The 15,823-nt window shown below is 67.5% G+C and carries 15 protein-coding genes and 1 tRNA gene; 10 read left to right on the top strand and 6 right to left on the bottom strand.

Annotated elements, in window-relative coordinates; translation table 11 throughout:
* The first annotated feature begins 34 nt into the window (after positions 1-34).
* The 6 genes from ACN9M6_RS11365 to ACN9M6_RS11340 all read left to right on the top strand — a co-directional run bounded on the left by ACN9M6_RS11365 (position 35) and on the right by ACN9M6_RS11340 (position 7,641).
* Positions 35-1,363 (top strand): Fic family protein, encoded by a 1,329-nt coding sequence (locus tag ACN9M6_RS11365; RefSeq protein WP_419163019.1) that lies wholly within the window; start codon positions 35-37, stop codon positions 1,361-1,363.
* Positions 1,327-2,235, top strand: coding sequence for an ABC transporter ATP-binding protein (locus ACN9M6_RS11360; RefSeq protein WP_419163018.1), 909 nt, complete (start codon positions 1,327-1,329; stop codon positions 2,233-2,235). Before ACN9M6_RS11365 ends, ACN9M6_RS11360 begins: the two co-directional genes overlap by 37 nt.
* On the top strand, positions 2,232-3,029 hold the full coding sequence (locus ACN9M6_RS11355; RefSeq protein ID WP_419163017.1) for an ABC transporter permease: 798 nt from the start codon (positions 2,232-2,234) through the stop codon (positions 3,027-3,029). The genes ACN9M6_RS11360 and ACN9M6_RS11355 overlap by 4 nt, the downstream gene beginning before the upstream one ends.
* Complete coding sequence (locus tag ACN9M6_RS11350) at positions 3,026-4,846, top strand: CIA30 family protein (protein WP_419163016.1); 1,821 nt, start codon at positions 3,026-3,028, stop codon at positions 4,844-4,846. Before ACN9M6_RS11355 ends, ACN9M6_RS11350 begins: the two co-directional genes overlap by 4 nt.
* A 79-nt stretch (positions 4,847-4,925) precedes the next feature.
* Positions 4,926-6,092 carry an ATP-binding protein gene (locus ACN9M6_RS11345; protein ID WP_419163015.1) on the top strand — a complete coding sequence of 389 codons (1,167 nt, stop codon included), beginning with the start codon at positions 4,926-4,928 and terminating at the stop codon, positions 6,090-6,092.
* A gap of 202 nt (positions 6,093-6,294) precedes the next feature.
* On the top strand, positions 6,295-7,641 hold the full coding sequence (locus ACN9M6_RS11340) for a Fic family protein (protein ID WP_419163014.1): 1,347 nt from the start codon (positions 6,295-6,297) through the stop codon (positions 7,639-7,641).
* Positions 7,642-7,797: 156 nt separating this feature from the next.
* Here the strand turns inward: ACN9M6_RS11340 and ACN9M6_RS11335 are convergent, their stop codons facing one another.
* Positions 7,798-9,357, bottom strand: coding sequence for an amidohydrolase family protein (locus tag ACN9M6_RS11335; protein WP_419163013.1), 1,560 nt, complete (start codon positions 9,355-9,357; stop codon positions 7,798-7,800).
* Positions 9,358-9,369: 12 nt separating this feature from the next.
* On the opposite strand from ACN9M6_RS11335, the gene ACN9M6_RS11330 reads away from it, so the two are divergent.
* Entirely contained in the window at positions 9,370-10,692 is a 1,323-nt protein-coding gene (locus tag ACN9M6_RS11330) for an amidohydrolase family protein (RefSeq protein ID WP_419163012.1), read from the top strand.
* A gap of 104 nt (positions 10,693-10,796) precedes the next feature.
* Here ACN9M6_RS11330 and ACN9M6_RS11325 read toward each other — a convergent pair whose 3' ends face one another.
* Complete coding sequence (locus ACN9M6_RS11325; RefSeq protein ID WP_419163011.1) at positions 10,797-10,979, bottom strand: hypothetical protein; 183 nt, start codon at positions 10,977-10,979, stop codon at positions 10,797-10,799.
* A gap of 2 nt (positions 10,980-10,981) precedes the next feature.
* Entirely contained in the window at positions 10,982-12,736 is a 1,755-nt protein-coding gene (locus ACN9M6_RS11320; RefSeq protein ID WP_419163010.1) for a uracil-xanthine permease family protein, read from the bottom strand.
* Positions 12,737-12,922: 186 nt separating this feature from the next.
* On the opposite strand from ACN9M6_RS11320, the gene ACN9M6_RS11315 reads away from it, so the two are divergent.
* Positions 12,923-13,201, top strand: coding sequence for a hypothetical protein (locus ACN9M6_RS11315; RefSeq protein WP_419163009.1), 279 nt, complete (start codon positions 12,923-12,925; stop codon positions 13,199-13,201).
* Positions 13,198-13,617: a PIN domain-containing protein gene (locus ACN9M6_RS11310; protein WP_419163008.1), complete on the top strand. Its 420-nt coding sequence runs from the start codon at positions 13,198-13,200 to the stop codon at positions 13,615-13,617. The genes ACN9M6_RS11315 and ACN9M6_RS11310 overlap by 4 nt, the downstream gene beginning before the upstream one ends.
* Before the next feature lie 19 nt (positions 13,618-13,636).
* On the opposite strand, the gene ACN9M6_RS11305 is transcribed toward ACN9M6_RS11310, so the two are convergent.
* Positions 13,637-13,709, bottom strand: a tRNA-Gly gene (locus ACN9M6_RS11305).
* Between the two features lie 112 nt (positions 13,710-13,821).
* Here ACN9M6_RS11305 and ACN9M6_RS11300 point away from each other — a divergent pair.
* Complete coding sequence (locus ACN9M6_RS11300; RefSeq protein ID WP_419163007.1) at positions 13,822-14,178, top strand: cupin domain-containing protein; 357 nt, start codon at positions 13,822-13,824, stop codon at positions 14,176-14,178.
* A 55-nt stretch (positions 14,179-14,233) separates the two neighbouring features.
* Here ACN9M6_RS11300 and ACN9M6_RS11295 read toward each other — a convergent pair whose 3' ends face one another.
* Positions 14,234-15,502 (bottom strand): type II toxin-antitoxin system HipA family toxin, encoded by a 1,269-nt coding sequence (locus tag ACN9M6_RS11295; protein WP_419163006.1) that lies wholly within the window; start codon positions 15,500-15,502, stop codon positions 14,234-14,236.
* Positions 15,499-15,756: a helix-turn-helix transcriptional regulator gene (locus ACN9M6_RS11290; RefSeq protein WP_419163749.1), complete on the bottom strand. Its 258-nt coding sequence runs from the start codon at positions 15,754-15,756 to the stop codon at positions 15,499-15,501. The genes ACN9M6_RS11295 and ACN9M6_RS11290 overlap by 4 nt, the downstream gene beginning before the upstream one ends.
* Positions 15,757-15,823: the final 67 nt, after the last annotated feature.

The raw sequence follows: 15,823 nt of genomic DNA, 5'->3' as shown, positions 1-15,823 counted from the left end.
GTAATCGTCTTGACATCGGCCCGTGGACATGATGATGGATGAACGCGCGTACGAGCGGAGTCACCCGTGGATCCGTTTCCGCCCAGGCCTCGCGAGGGCCACGCCGCAGCTGTGGTCCTTGCTCGGTCAGACGACGGCTCGCTGCGAGCAGGTCGCCCGGGCCGTCCTGCCTCCTGCCGCTGCGGCGGAGATGCACAAGCTCTACCTGATCAAGGGTGCCCGGGCCACCACGGCGATCGAGGGTAACACGCTGAGCCAAGAGCAGGTTCGGGACAGACTCGAGGGTCAACTCGAACTTCCGATATCACAGGAGTATCTGGGCCGGGAAGTCGACAACATCCTGCGAGCCTGCGAAGACATCTTCGAGCGGGTCATAGCCGGCGAACCTCTACGCCTTACCCCGGACCGGATTCGCGAGGCCAACCGCCTCGTCCTCGCGGGATTGGAGGAGCACCTGGAGGAAGGCGTTGTCCCGGGGGAGGTGCCCACGTTCTCCGTCGGGGTCGCAAGATACTCGGGAGCTCCGCGAGAGGACTGCCGGTTTCTGCTCGAACGGCTGTGCGAATGGTTGGAGGAAGACGCGGCCTGGCCGGACCTTGAGGAGCACCTGGGGAGTGCGGTCGCCGTGGCGCTCCTGCGTGCGATCCTCGCACACCTGTACATTGCCTGGATCCATCCCTTCGGCGATGGGAACGGCCGTACGGCGAGACTCGCGGAGTTCCTCATCCTGGCGCGCGCCGGCGTGCCCTCTCCCGCCACCCATCTCCTCAGCAATCACTACAGTCTCACGCGCGCCGACTACTACCGGCAGTTGGACCGTTCGAGCCGCGCCAACGGCGGCCGTGGGAACGCACTCGGGTTCATCGTCTATTCGCTGCAGGGTTTTCTGGACGGCCTCGAGGAACAGTGCCGTTACGTGGAAGGGGTGCAGTCATGGCTGGCATGGGAACACTACGTCTACTGGAGGTTCCGGCTCCATCCTCGTTCACCCGCCATGAATCGGCGCCGGGAGGTGGTCCTCGTCCTGGGACGGCACGCGGAGCCGGCGAGGAAGCGCGACATTCCCGATCTCGCTCCCGTCCTGGCGCGTCTTTATTCCACGAAGACCGCGAAGACGCTCACCCGAGATCTTAACTGGCTCCTGGCCGACGACCCTGCTCGAAAAGGACGGCGACGAATACCGCGCTCCCGTCCACATGATGCAGCAGTTCCTTCCCGTTCGAGCTTAGCATCCCGGGTCCCGAAACCTCCGGCCGAGGCGTTCGTAAGCTCTGCGGAAGGCCCGGTCCCCGCCGGGTCGTCCAGGACGAAGAGGATCTGCGAAGGATGTCTGAAGAACCCATCGCCCGTCTTTCGGGCGTGACCCATCGATACGGATCCGTGGTCGCGTTGGAGGAGGTGGATCTCGAGGTCCGGCGCGGCGAGGTGCTGGCGGTGCTGGGTCCCAACGGGGCGGGCAAGACGACCGCGATCCATCTGCTGCTCGGGAGCCTGCCCGTGCAGACCGGAAGAGCGACCGTCTTCGGGCAGCGACCCGACGCTCCCGAGGTTCGAGCCTGCCGAGGCGCGATGCTCCAGATCTCCGGCGTACCCGATACGCTCACGGTAGGCGAACACATCGACCTTTTCCGCGCCTACTACCCCGCTCCGGTGCCGGCTTCCCGTCTGCTCGCCATGGCGGGGATCGAGGGACTCGCGGGACGCAGGTTCGGCAAGCTCTCCGGGGGACAGAAGCAACGGGTCATGTTCGCGCTCGCCCTCTGTGGCGACCCGCAGCTTGTATTCCTCGATGAACCTACCGCGGGCCTCGACGTGGAAGTCCGGCGCGGGCTGTGGGAGGAGATTCGTCGCCACCGCGAGTCCGGGCGGACCACGGTTCTGACGACGCACTATCTTGAAGAGGCGGACGCGCTCGCGGATCGAATCGTCGTCCTCCATCGCGGGCGCGTCATCGCGGAAGGCGCGCCGTCGACGATTAAGTCCCGCACCGCCGCGCGCCTGGTCCGCTGCGTGACCCGCGTTACGGGAGACAGCGTGACGTCCGTGCCCGGTGTCGTCAGGTCCGAGACCAGAGGCCAACACCTCGAGGTCCTGACCTCCCGCCCCGAGGCGCTGGTCCGCGAACTCTTCGACCGGGATCCCGACCTCCGCGACCTGACCGTGGTCGGCGCCGGACTGGAAGAGGCCTTCCTCGCTCTTACGCGAGCGCCGGACGCTTCGGAGCCTGTTTCGTGACGGTGGCGACGCTCGCGCGACGTGGGCGCATCTACGTGCTGGAGGCCCGGTACCAGTTCCTGATGGTGCTGCGGGAGCCCGCCTTCGCGATCCCGACGCTGCTCTTCCCCCTGATCTTTTACCTGTTCTTCGGCGTGCTCATGGGGGCGGGGAGCTTTTCCGCCGCCGCGCCCACGTACATGCTGGCGACGTACAGCGTCTTCGGAGTCATGGGCCCTTCGTTGTTCGGTTTCGGTGCCGGGCTCGCCATGGAACGCGACTCGGGCGTCCTCCTCCTCAAACGGACCACGCCGATGCCGGCGGCAGCCTATCTGCTCGCCAAGGTGGCGATGGCGATCGCCTTCGGAGCGGCTGTCGTGCTGGGGATCTTCCTTCTCGGCGCCTATGGGGCCGGCGTGATGCTGTACCGCTGGCAATGGTTCGCCCTCGCCGGAGTCGTGCTCGCCGGAGTGATCCCCTTCTGCGCTCTGGGGCTTGCCGTCGGAGCGTGGTCGAGGGGGCGTGCCGCAGTGGCCATCACCAACCTCGTGTTCCTTCCCATGGCCATGCTGTCCGGACTCTGGATCCCGATCACGATCTTCCCGGCGGCCCTGCAGGATGTCGCCAACGTGCTGCCAGCCTATCACCAGGCGCAGCTTGCGCTCAAGATCATCGCCATGGATGGGGGACAGACCACGCTACTGCACGTCTCGGTGCTCGGTGTTCAATCGCTCGCCTTTCTCGCCGTCGCCGCTTTCGGGTTCCGGCGGGCGGGGACCGGCGCCGTCTCGATTCGCCCGGGAGGCATGTCATGAATGCGGGGAACCGATCCGGTATCCGAAGCCTGTGGATTCTTGTAGCCGCGGCCGGGGGATTCGTCGCCGCATTGGCAACGCTCCCGGTTCCGGGTGACGCGGCCGCCCCGGGACAGGAGCTGCCGGAGGAGAGCTTCGCGATTGTGGACGTGACGCTGTTCGACGGCGAATCGTTCGGACGGAATCAGGATGTCTGGATCGAGGACGGTCGGGTGCGCGCGCTCGGACCGAGGCTCCGGCTGCCGGACGACCTGCCCCGCGTCGACGGGCGCGGCCACACACTGCTCCCCGGCCTCGTAGACGGCCACGTCCACACGTTCGGCGGGACGCTGGGGGACGCGCTCCGCTTCGGCGTGACCTCCGTACTCGATCAGTTCACCGACCCTGCCCTCCTGGCCGGTGCGAGAGCGGCCCGAGACGAAATCGCGCGTACAGACGAAGCCGACCTCTTCTCGGCGGGGATGCTGGCGACGGCGCCCGGCGGTCACGGCACGCAGTTCGGGCTGGCCGTGGAGGCCCTGACGGACCCCGCGAACGCCGCCGCCTGGGTTCGGGCGCGGAAGGCGGAAGGCTCCGACTGGATCAAGATCGTTTCCGAGGACGGAGGCACCTACGGCAGGGAGATCCCGACGCTCGACCGCGAGACGATCGCGGTCCTGATCGCGGCCACCCATGCCGAGGGGCTGCTGGCCGTCGTGCACGTCAGTACGCTGGAGCGGGCACTCGAAGCGGTCGCGATGGGCGCCGATGGTCTGGTCCACGTCTGGCACGACGCCGTCATCTCCGAGGAGGATGCCCGCCGGATTTCGGTGGCGGGGACGTTCGTCGTCCCCACGCTGTCCGTCATCACCGGCATGTTCGGGGATTCCACCGGCCTGCGGGTCCTCGCCGAGGCAGACGAGGCGCTGGTCTCGCCGATGCAGCGGCAGATGCTGAGCGATCGTTCACGGGTGCGCGCGGGGCCGGATGCCGGCGTCGCGCTCGAGAATGTACGGCGCCTGCACACGGCAGGCGTCCGGATCGTCGCGGGCACGGATGTCCCGAATCCGACGACGGCCGCCGGGATCTCGATGCACGGGGAACTTCGGCTGCTCGCGGAGGCCGATCTGGAGAGCGCCGATGTGCTCGCCGCGGCGACCTCGGCCGCCGCCGAGGCTTTCGGAATCCCCGAGCGCGGGCGGATCGCGGAGGATTATATCGCCGATCTCCTGCTGGTGCGGGGCGACCTGGAAGGTGACGTGTCGCGCACGACCGACATCGTCACGATCTGGAAGGACGGCTACCCCGTCTCGCGCGAAGCCGCCGCGACGGGGTCCGCTCCGGAGATCGCGGTGGCACCCGAGGGACCGATCATCGTCGACTTCGAGGACGGAATCGACTCCGGCTTCGGATTCGGCTGGCAGGTGACGACGGACGCGATGAACGGGGGCGCTTCCACGGCGGACCTGGCCGTGGAGGAGGGCGCGCTCGTCGTGAGCGGCGAAACGAAGGTCGGATTCGCGTTCCCATGGGCGGGCGCCATCTGGTTTCTCGGCGCTCAACCGATGCAGGCGGTCGATTTCTCCGGCCGTGTCGTCCTGCGCTTCCGCACCCGCGGGGACGGACGGAGCTACACCGTGATGCTGTTCGGCGCGGGGGCCGCGGCCACCGTGCCGCCCATGGTCCCCTTCGTCGCCGGACCGGAGTGGACCGTCGTCGAGATCCCGCTCGAGAGCTTCGCCACCGCCGACCCGTCGATCATCGCGGGCCTGGCCTTCGTGGCGCAGGCGCCGCTCGGATCGTTCGCCTTCGAACTGGACGACGTCGAGATCCGCTAGACACGCAGGTGTGACCGCATCTCTTAGTTTCGTGAAAATCAGTTGTTGAGATGCGGATTTTCAAGTATTATTGTTCGAAATGTTCATCGAACGACCGATACCGACACGTCGCATTCGCGAAGAATTCTCGGTGCATCCCTGCGTCGCGCTGACCGGTCCGCGCCAATGTGGAAAATCTACCCTCGCCGAGCGGATCGTGGCGGACGCCCCGGCGAGTTCCTACTTCGACCTCGAGGCCGGGGTCGACCGCCGCCGTCTGGCCACTCCCGAGCAGACGCTTGGCCCCCTCGAAGGACTGGTCGTCATCGACGAGATCCAGCGCTTGCCGTCCCTCTTCGAGACGATCCGCGTGCTCGTGGACCGGCCCGCGAACCGTGCGCGGCTCCTGCTCCTCGGCAGCGCCTCGCCCCGGCTGGTCCGAGGCGTCTCCGAATCGCTCGCGGGCCGGGTCGGACTCGTCGACCTGGGCGGATTCCACCTGGGAGAGGTGGACGCGAAGGAGTGGCAAAAACTCTGGACGCGCGGCGGCTTCCCGCGCAGCTACCTGGCACGCGATGACCGTCGCGCGAGCCTGTGGCGACGGAGCTTCATACGCACCTTCCTCGAACGAGATATCCCGCAGCTCGGGATCACGATTCCGGCCGAACGGCTCAGGCGATTCTGGACCATGATCGCCCATTACCATGGACAGACGTGGAACGGAGCGGAGTTCGCCCGCGCCCTGGGAACCAGCGAGGCCACGGCGCGCAGGTATCTCGACATCCTCACCGGAGCCTTCATGGTGCGTGCGCTTCCGCCGTGGCTCGAGAACCTGAGGAAACGGCAGGTGAAGGCGCCGAAAGTGTATGTGCGCGACACCGGACTCCTGCACGAGTTGCTCGGATTGTCCCGCGAGAATGAACTCGCGGGGCACCACAAGGTCGGGGCGTCCTTCGAAGGGTTCGCAGTGGAACAACTGCTCGCCGGCCTCGACACTCGGGACGCGTATTTCTGGGCGACGCACGGAGGTGCCGAACTGGACTTGCTCGTCCTCCGTGGCGGCAAGCGGTACGGTTTCGAGTGCAAGTTCGCGGATGCGCCCGGCACGACGCGTTCCATGCGCGTGGCGCTTCAGGATCTGGACCTCTCGCACCTCTGGATCGTCTATCCCGGAGAGGAGGCGTACCCGCTCGACGACCGGATCTCGACGCTTCCGGTCTCGCACGCGGGCGATCTGGCGGCCACGCTGGCGAAGGGTGGCGGGTGACGGGAAGGGTGGCGCCCGCCTCTCACATTGACAGGCCGCACCCTCCCACGCCGCATCTACCTCCACGCGCGCAATCTTCAGCGACGCATGATTGCATCATCCAAGATATTTTAGATCAATGCTATACACGAACCTCTTGATCGCAGCACAGCGATGAATTATCAATTCGTGGTAAATTGACATTCCGTGAAGGAATCTGACATTGAAGATACCGCTCAAGCCTCCGGACATCTTCTCGTCCCTTGGCGACACGCCTGCGGGGCAGAGGCAGCGGGTCATCCGTGAAGGCAAGATTCTCGCCGCAGGTGCCTACCTTCACTGGGACCAGTTGCGCCATCGCGAACCGCCTGCCGGCCTCGCGCCCGAGGAGTGGTGGGCGGGAACCAAACTGGCCCGCCTGATGGCGAGGGAAGAGACTCCCTTCGTTCAGAAGTGCGGCCGGGCCTTCACGATGGTTCACACCGCGCCGATACGGAAACGGCTACACGAGATCGACCAGACGTTGGGTATGGTCGGCCCTCGATCCGATGTCCACGACCTCGTGGACGCCCACGGGCGCAAGTACCTGCTGGCGAACTCCATCGTCGAGGAGGCGATCTATTCCAGCCAGCTGGAGGGGGCCGCCACCACGCGGGCCGCAGCCCGGGAGATGGTCCGCGCGGGCCGGAGGCCGAGGACGCGCGGCGAGCGGATGATCCTCAACCACTACCGGGCGAACGAGCGGATCGAAGAACTCGCCCGGGAGGATCTCACCGAGACCGCCGTGTTTGAACTGCACCGCATGCTCGTCGACGGGACGTTGGATGACCCGGAGAAGGCCGGCGTCTACCGGCAGGCATCGGACAAAACCGTGGTAACCCTCCTTAACTCGCCGGAGGACGAGATCGCCCACGTCCCGCCGGAGGCGAGCGAGTTGCCGGAGCGCATGAAGCGGCTCCTGGCCTTCGCCAACGGCCGAACACCCGACGAGTGGCTCCATCCGGTCCTTCGCGCCATCACCCTCCACTTCATGATCGGCTACGATCATCCATTCGTGGACGGGAACGGACGCGTGGCGAGGGCGCTCTTCTATTGGGCGATGGCTCGGTACGGCTACTCACTCGCTCGCTTCCTCACGGTCTCCCGGATTCTGAGGGAGGCCCCCGCGCGGTACGCCACGGCCTACCTGCATACGGAGACCGATGAGGGAGACCTTACCTACTTCATCGATCACCAGCTTCGCGTCATCACCCGGAGCATCGATGCCCTGAGGGACTACGTTCGGAAGAAGGTTTCGGAGGTTAGGACCATCGAGGATCGGTTGCGGGACGGCGGGGAATGGAATCACCGGCAACTCCGCCTGCTGGGCCACGCGCTCCGGCATCCCGGCTTTCGGTACACGGTCCGGTCGCATCAGACCAGCCACGGCGTCACCACCAACACGGCCAGGGCCGACCTGCACGGCTTGGCTGCGGCGGGTCTGCTCGCCCTCACAAGGCGAGGGGCCCGTCACGAATTCCTTGCGCCGCATGATCTCGAGCTGATGCTGGATTCCCTCGAACGCCGATGACGCCGGAGGCCTGCCTGGCCTGCCCGGTTGGGCGGGGCGTCTACTCGAGTGCCGGCACCTCCAGACTCGCGGCTCGCGCGGCGGCGGCCAAGGCTCTGTCGAGGGTGGCGAGCGGTAGCTGCATCCGCATCGCCAGCTCGAGATAGGCCGCATGAATCATCGGACGCCGACCTGGCCGGCGACGGCGGCCGTGAGCCTGTCCGGGTCGTAGCCCAGCCCGTCCTTGAACACCAGGCGCACGTTGCGGATGTCCGAGGGCCGGAGTTCGATGTCGCCCTCGATCACGATGAGGTCGGCGAGCTTGCCCGCGGCGACCGTGCCCAGTTCGTCGTCGAGGCCGAGGATCCGCGCCCCGTTCGCGCTCACAATCCGGACGGCGGCGGCAGGTTCGAAACCCGCGTCAACGAGGATCTCGAAGTTGCGTTGATCGCCGTAGCCGGGGAGCGCGCCCCAGGCCGGGTCGACGCCGGCGGCCAGCACGCCCCCCGCTTCCACGAACGCGAGTTCGAACTCGAGCATGTTCTCGAACAGGTCGATCATCCACGGCATCTCCGTCGTCCGGAAGATCGAGCGGCGCTCCATTTCCGCCTCCACGACGTGTTCGGGGAGCGCCCCGAGGTCGCGCGGCGTGAGATCGGGCACGAGCGGCGTGGCCTGCTCGGCGACCGCCAGCGTGGAGGTCATGCCGACGCCCGCGGCAACCATCTCGTCGATCGTCTCCGCCACCCTTGGGTCGTCCATGTCCAGTTCCGCCACGCTCCTCTGGTAGTTCGGGCTGCACCTGTCGGGTTCGCGCGTCGTGTCGTACTCGGAGTTCGCCCACAGACCGTGCTCGAGGTTGTCGATCCCCATTGCGGTGGCTTCGAGGAACCCCACCGAGCACAGGTGCGCCGTCACCTTCATCCCCTGCAGGTGCGCCTCGTCGATGATCGTGCCGAGCGCTTCCCGCGTGATCTGGGTGTAGGCCTTGATCCACTCGGCCCCCTCCGCGGCCCAATAGCGCACATACCGCCGTGCCGCCTCCTCGTCGCGGATCGCGTACATCCCCAGATCGCGGAGCCGCTCATCCGGTCCCGGACTGATGACGTACGGGGCGGTGATCAGAATCCGGGGCCCCGGCGTCTCTCCCCTCTCGATCGCCCCCTTGAGCGAGATGTCCTGATAGGGGGACACGCTGCCGGTCGTGCGAACGGTGGTGACGCCGGCTCCGAGGTACAGGCGCGGACCCGAGTACTGCATCTGCGACGTCCGGGGCGTGGACTGGTAGTAGAACATGTGGTTGTGGAGGCCGACCATGCCGGGCATCACCGAGTGGCCCGCGAGGTCCAGCCTCTCCGCGCCGGGCGGAATATCGATGTCGCCCGCCGCGCCGACGGCTTCGATCCGGTTTCCGCGGATGAGGACCGTCTGTCGGGGTCGCGCGGGGTCGCCGGTGCCGTCGAAGAGGAGGACGTTTTCCAGCGCGACGACGGGGGCCGAGACGCTCAGGTAGGACCGTACTTCGTCGGATAGCGAGTCGCGCTCCTGTGCGGCGGCACCCTCTCCACCGAAGCAGAGGATCGCTACCGCCGCGAGGATCCGCGCTCCATTGCGCGCTCCGTTGCGCCTCCGTTGCCCATCGCGCCCTCCTTGTGTCGAACCGGGATCTTTCTCAGCGTAGACCCGGGCGTCGGGGCCGGAAAGGCCCGCGCCGGCCAGGAAAGCGACCTCGACCACAGGAGTTTCGCCGTGCGTGCTGCCAGGGTTTCGTTCGTTCTCTGCTGGATGTTGGCCGGACTCGCACCCCTCGCGGCCCAGGACCGATGGCTGGCCATCGAGGGGGGTACGGTCTTCGATGGGACGGGAGCCGTACACGAGAACGCGACCGTGCTCGTGCGAGGCGACCGCATCGAAGGGATCGGGCCCGCGGGGCAGGTGGAGATCCCCGCCGGAGCCGAGAGGATCGACGCCACGGGCAAGTTTCTCACGCCGGGATTCATCGACCTCCACTTCCACTATTCTCCCGGGCCCCACGCATCGGTCGACGGGACGGGGACCGACGCGAACCCGGAGCTTCCGCTTCTCTTCCTGGCCAACGGCGTCACCACGCAGCGCGAGATGGGGCAGTGGATCTCGGACAACGAGGACTGGCTGGCCGCGGTCCGGGCGGACGGACTCCCCACGCCTCGCCTCCTGTATTCCGGTCCCATTCTCGACGGGCGGGATACCGCCTATCCCGCGATCTCGCGGGTCCTGCTCGACGACATGGACGCGCGGCTGGCCGCCAACGAACTCATGGACGCCGGGGCTACGTCTCTCAAGGTCTATTTCCGGCTGTCGGTCTCTCAGGTCGCGGCGATCATCGAGGAGGCCGACCGTCGCAACGTGCCCGTTCACGGCCACCTCGAGATCGTCGACCCGCTGGCCGCCATCCGGCTGGGGCTGGACGGGATCGAGCACACGAGGTCGGTGGGCCGGGCGCTCGTCTCGCCCAAGCGGGCGGAGGAGTTCCGCCAGGCCGTCCTGCGGGAGAGCATCCACCGCGGCGAGGGAGGGATGGCGCTGTGGGCGGCTCTGGATCCCGCCGGCCCCCGCGCCGACGCGCTCATCGAACTCATGCTGGAGCGCAACGTGAACCTGGACGGCACGCTGGCCGTCTTCGAGCCCGCGTTCGACGAAGAAGACCGTGACGTGCAGTGGGCCGCGATGCGGAACATGGCGGCGTTCACGGTGCGCTATGCGCAGGCTGGCGGACCCGTCACCATGGGATCGCACGGCCTCGTGGCGAACGCGCCGCCGGGGCTCGCGTACCAGCGCGAAATGGAGACCCACGTGGAGGCCGGCATGACGCCGGCGGAGACGCTGGTCGCCGCCACCCGGACGGGCGCCGAGGCCCTTCGTCTCAGCGACCGGGGGACCCTCACGCACGGCATGCTGGCGGACATCGTGCTGTTGGACGCCGATCCGCTCGAGGACATCTCCAACACCCGGCGAGTCCACGCCGTGATCCTCGGCGGGCAGCTCCTCGATCGCGGCCGGCTCCTCGCCACCGCCGACGGCCTGGTCCCCTGAGCCAGTGTCCGCCGGACCCTCCTCGCTCCTCGTGCAGGATACGGCGGATCGAACGGCAGACCGGGCCCGGATCGCCGACGAGGCTCTTGTCGCCGCCGTTCCGCTCAGCTTTCGGAGTTCCGCGCGTAAAGCGCATCCGGACCCGACGTCGACCCCAGACGCAACGTCGGTGTGAAGGTCCAGTTCAGAGGTGTATCCGCAGTGGCCTCGGGCACCTCACACGCGTTCAGCGAGAGGAGCGCCAGCACAGCGACGCCCGTACCCGGCGCAGCCGGGATCTTGCGCACAGCTAGCCTCCCCGCCCGGGACCTTCGATGTGGAGCGTCACGATGTCGGCGTCGTGGTATTTCTGGTGCCTCACGGACGTGGCCAGGTGGCGGAGAATCCGGAGCGAGAGTTCGTGTTCCTGCGGCTCCGCCGTGCCGTGACTGGCCAGGACCGCGATCTGGTCCTGGATGTTGCCCTCTCCACCCGCGGCGATGAACTCCAGTTCGGCGCCGCTACCCCACTTCCTGGCGAGAAGGCGCAGGCGCCGGTCCCCGCTGTCCTCGTCCTGTTTGGCCTGCTCTAGCATGAGGAGGAGCGTCTCCTCCGCGGCCTGCAGCAGTCGGTCGCTCATCTCCATGGGCCACTTGCGGCGGATCGAGAATTTGTCGAGGAAGTTCCGGATGTTGGGAAGGGCTTCCACGTTCAGCATCGTCTCGACGCGCAACGGCCGTGACCCCGTCAGTTCGAGCAGGGCCGTGAGGAGGATCGCCACCAGCCCTCCGGCCGTCATCCCGTTCTCCAGCAGCGGGGCGAGACGGGGACCGAGGTTCTCGGTGAAGAAAGCCCCCTCCTGGAATCCGACCCCGGCCCAGAACGACACGCCGACGATCGCGGCCTTCCGATAGTCGATGCCGTCCTGCACCACGACCCGCATCCCGATGACGAACAGGATCGCGATGAGGACGAGGCCGTAGGCGGCGAGCACGGGATCGGGGATGGCGAGCACGACCGCGGCGACCTTCGGCAGGAACGCGAGCACGCAGAAGATGACCCCGATGCAGACGCCCACGCGACGGGCCGCGACGCCGGTGATCTCGGCGAGGGAGATGCTGGTCGAGTAGGTCGTGTTGGGGACGGTGCCGAGGAGTCCGGAGAGGAGATTTCCCAGGCCGTCGGCGGCGACCGCCCCCTGCACCGCCCCGAAGTCCGTCGCCCGCTTCTCGCGCCACGAGACGCGCTGAATCGCGACCCCGTCCCCTACGGTCTCGATCGCCCCGACCAGGGTGACGAACACGAACGTCGGGAGCAGCGTCCAGAAGGCGGGGCCGAAGGTGAAGTCGAAGCCCGGCCACCCGCCGCTCGGGAGCCCGATCCAGCTTGCGTCCGCGATGCGGCCGAAGTCGTAGATGCCGAACGCGATTCCCGCGCCGCAGCCGACGGCAATCCCGATGACCGGACCCCAGAGCCGCATCACGCCGCCGGCCCGCAGGACGATGAGAAGCGTGGTGAGGATGGTGATGCCGGCCGTCAGCGGAGCGGCGGAGGGGCTCGCGCCCTTGGGCACCTGGCGCAGAAGGTCGAACAGGAGCGGCATGACCGTCACCGCGATGAGCATGATCACGGTGCCCGCCACGACCGGCGTGATGATGCGCCGGAGGAGCGCGAGCTTCCACGAGAGCCCGAACTGGAAGAGCGAGGAAGCGATGACGAGCGTCGCGAGCAGGCCGGGGCCGCCCTCGACGAGCGCGGTCACGGACGCGGCGATGAAGGCGCCCGACGTCCCCATGAGCAGGACGTAGCCAGCCCCTACGCGCCCGAGGCGCCGGGCCTGGACGGCCGTCGTCACCCCGCTCACGATCAGCACCGCGAAGCTCGCCCACGCGAGGTAGGACTCTGTGCCGCCGGCCGCCCGCACCACGATCGCCACCGTGATGACGATGGCCGCGATCGTGAGCACGACGTACTGAAGGGCGAGTCCGATCGCGACTCCGTAGGGTGGCGTCTCGTCCGGCTGATACCGGATCGCCTGCCGGGTGTCGCCTGCTCCTGCTGCCATCGGTCACTTCCGTCGCTGGAGAAACGCCGGGTCCGAACGCACGCCGTCGAAGCTCAGGCCGGTATCGAGCGCCCGCAAGGCGGCGCCCGCCGCCTGACCCGCGCGGCGACATGATCCATATTGTACTAGTTTATGTTAGACTAGTATTGGACAGAACGTACCGGGTCAGGGAAAGGAGGCGTGCCCATGGATGATTCCGGCCTGGCCCGCACATGGACGGTTGCCGAGGCGAAGGCGCGCCTGTCGGAGATCCTGCGCCTCGCAGAAGAGCAGGGGCCACAGCGAATCGGCATCCGAAGACCCTTCGTCATCGTTTCCGAACGCCTGTGGCGGGAGAAGGCTCCGGCCCGCGAGCCACTGGGCCGTTGGCTGATCGAGAACGTGCCTCGTGGACTGAACCTGGAGCCGCCCCGTGAGAGAGCGTCCCGTCGCGAGATCCCCTTCACTTCGGACGACACCGGGTGAGGGGCGTGCTGCTGGACACCAACGTGGTCTCGGAGTTGACGAGGCCGACTCCCGCCCCACCCGTACTCGCGTTCCTGCGCGTGCAAGACGACCTCTGGATGTCCACTGTCGTGTTGCACGAGCTCGAATTCGGTCTGCTTCTCCTGCCTCCGGGACGACGGCGAGACGCGCTCCGCGACGTGCTGTCCGAATTCATGCAGCGATACGACGATCGCATTCTCTCTGTGGACAGGACGGCGGCCGCCTGGGCCGCCCGGTTTCGAGCGGACGCCCGTCGGCAGGGGCGCCCGCTCGACCTGGGAGATGCCTTGATCGCCGGAACGGCCAAGGCCGGGGATCTGTCGGTGGCGACAAGGAACGTGACGGACTTCCGGGGCCTCGACCTCGTCGTCACGAATCCGTGGGACTTCGGCTGAGCCGCTGCCAACGGGGGAAAGCGGGCGACCGGGGTCGAACCGGCGACCTTCAGCTTGGAAGGCTGACGCTCTGCCAACTGAGCTACGCCCGCGAGGCCGTCGAATCTGGCGACGGGCCCCGCGCCGGGGCAAGTTTGCGGGCCGCGCGCCGAGTCGGGCCACGCCGCGCGACCGCGTCGTACAGGACTCCAGGAGGATGATCCAGTGAGCGTTCGACATGTATCGGAGTTCGGACTCACGCCCGTCGCCGCCGGGGCGGAGACCGAAACGCAGGTCCTCATCGGTCCGGACCAGGGGCCGAACTTCGCGCTGCGGCGCTTCGTCATGCAGCCGGGTGGCGGGATGCCGCGGCACACCAACGCCGTGGAGCACGAGCAGTACGTCCTGCGCGGACGGGCGCGGGTAACGATCGGAGAAGCCGTGCACGACGTGAAATCCGGGGACGTCGTCTACATCCCGGCCGGCACGCCGCACTCGTACGACGCGGTGGGCGACGAGCCGTTCGAGTTCCTGTGCGCGGTGCCGAACCAGCCCGACCGGATCGAGATCGTCGACTGCTGATCCGCAGGCAGATGGGCAGGCCGCAGGCAGGCGTTACGCACACGCAAGGCTGCTGTCATTCTCCCGGGTCTCCTATTGATATCGCACATCGCTCGGCCCTTGTGGCGGTTGTCCGGGCGAACCCGCGGAGCGCCGCCCCATTCAGTCCCGGCATCATCAGCGCATCGGCGACATTCGTCGCGCGCTGCATCACGGCCTCTGCGATCTCGGTGACCCGTCGCCGGATCAGAGGGAGTCCCAGGGTCGCTTCCCTCGAAAAGGCGGCCCAACCGCGCAGGTCCATTTCGGCCAGCCTCGCCCGTCCGCCGATCGACATGGCAAGAGCGGACGCCAGTTCCGGATAGGCGGTCGTCATCACCAGGTCGTAGAGCGGTGCGAGACGCGGTCCGGCCGCGTCATGGAGGATGGAGAAGTTCTTCCCGTGTGCGTCGGCGTTGCCCACGATCAGATTGAAGACCACGGCGTCGAGGAGCTTGAGGATCTCGACCGCGGGTCGGGCCGCGACCTGGCGCAGGAGCGCGAAGGCGTCCCCCAGAGTCGGCCCGCCCTCACCCGCGTACTTGATTTCGGGGGGTACCGCGAGGGCCTGGCAAAAGTCTTCCTGATGGATGCGGCGGACACAGCCGTCCGGGCCGGCCGATCGATCGTACCGCTCGACCAGGAGCAACGTCCTGTCCCCCACCTTTCGAGGCTCCACGGCGGCGACCGGCAGGCCGACGGCGCGCGCGAGGCGCATCGCGAAGGCTTCGTTCTCGGTCGTGTGGGGGAAGTCCGGGATCGCCGGCTTCAGGATGTGGGTCGTGGGCTGACCCGGCGCCGGAAGGGCGATGGCATCTTCGACGATGACGACGGGCAGTTTCGACTGGGCTCCGGCGAGCGAGAGGCGCAGGCCTTCCGCGCCGGCGAGCAGGGGACGCCACGGCAGAGTGTTGAGGACGTCGATCAGTTCCGCCTCGTCGAGCGGTTTGGGCGAATAGTCCGCGTCAGGCTCCGGAGCCGATTCTCCGGCCGGCAGCAGCTGGAGCGCCCCGGCGACGTCGCCGCCGAGGCGATCGAGGAGGGCGAAGTCGTTGCGGGAGGATACCCCCAGCGTTCGCGCCACGCGGTCCCGCTGGCTCTCCTCCGGCAGGAGGCCGGCGAAGAAGGGACGGCATTCGCGGCGGGGAAACGGCTCTGCGCGTCTGGGCAGCGACACGGACAGCGGCGGGGCCTGGTCGTCCCGCAGCCAGTCGTCCGCGTACCCGAACTCCAGGGCGCCGGGACGGGGCTGCATCAGTTGGCCGACGATTCGCCCATCCCACCAGATGTCGAGGACGCGGTTCATGTATCGCGGACGTTTGCCGGGCCGGTCGCGTCGATTTCGAGTGGGGGAACGATGTCGACCGAACAGCCGAGCGCCGCAAGAACCTGAAGGACCTTTCCGATCTGCGCGGTCGGTTTTCCCGCTTCAAGGTCTACGATGAAGCGCAGGCCCACCCCCGCTGCGCCCGCCAGTTCATGCTGGCGTAGCCCCGTGTCCTTGCGCGTTGCCCGGACGATGTCACCGATATCGGCAGGCGTGACGTTTCGTTTTCTCATGATATATTCCCGCTCGGGAATATCGCCTGCTCTCGCGCCCCGTGTCAACATTCTCGTTCCCGCTCGG

Origin of the sequence: Candidatus Palauibacter sp. (assembly GCF_965197445.1) — a bacterium.
Lineage (GTDB): Bacteria > Gemmatimonadota > Gemmatimonadetes > Palauibacterales > Palauibacteraceae > Palauibacter.
The sequence above is the reverse complement of the archived record's forward strand: the minus strand, read 5'-3'. Positions and strand labels throughout refer to the sequence as shown.

Coding starts and splice junctions, on each gene's coding strand:
- ACN9M6_RS11365 (WP_419163019.1), top strand. CDS start 35: ATGGATGAACGCGCGTACGAGCGGAGTCACCCGTGGATCCGTTTCCGC.
- ACN9M6_RS11350 (WP_419163016.1), top strand. CDS start 3,026: ATGAATGCGGGGAACCGATCCGGTATCCGAAGCCTGTGGATTCTTGTA.
- ACN9M6_RS11320 (WP_419163010.1), bottom strand. CDS start 12,736: ATGGCAGCAGGAGCAGGCGACACCCGGCAGGCGATCCGGTATCAGCCG.
- ACN9M6_RS11345 (WP_419163015.1), top strand. CDS start 4,926: ATGTTCATCGAACGACCGATACCGACACGTCGCATTCGCGAAGAATTC.
- ACN9M6_RS11315 (WP_419163009.1), top strand. CDS start 12,923: ATGGATGATTCCGGCCTGGCCCGCACATGGACGGTTGCCGAGGCGAAG.
- ACN9M6_RS11290 (WP_419163749.1), bottom strand. CDS start 15,756: ATGAGAAAACGAAACGTCACGCCTGCCGATATCGGTGACATCGTCCGG.
- ACN9M6_RS11295 (WP_419163006.1), bottom strand. CDS start 15,502: ATGAACCGCGTCCTCGACATCTGGTGGGATGGGCGAATCGTCGGCCAA.
- ACN9M6_RS11360 (WP_419163018.1), top strand. CDS start 1,327: ATGTCTGAAGAACCCATCGCCCGTCTTTCGGGCGTGACCCATCGATAC.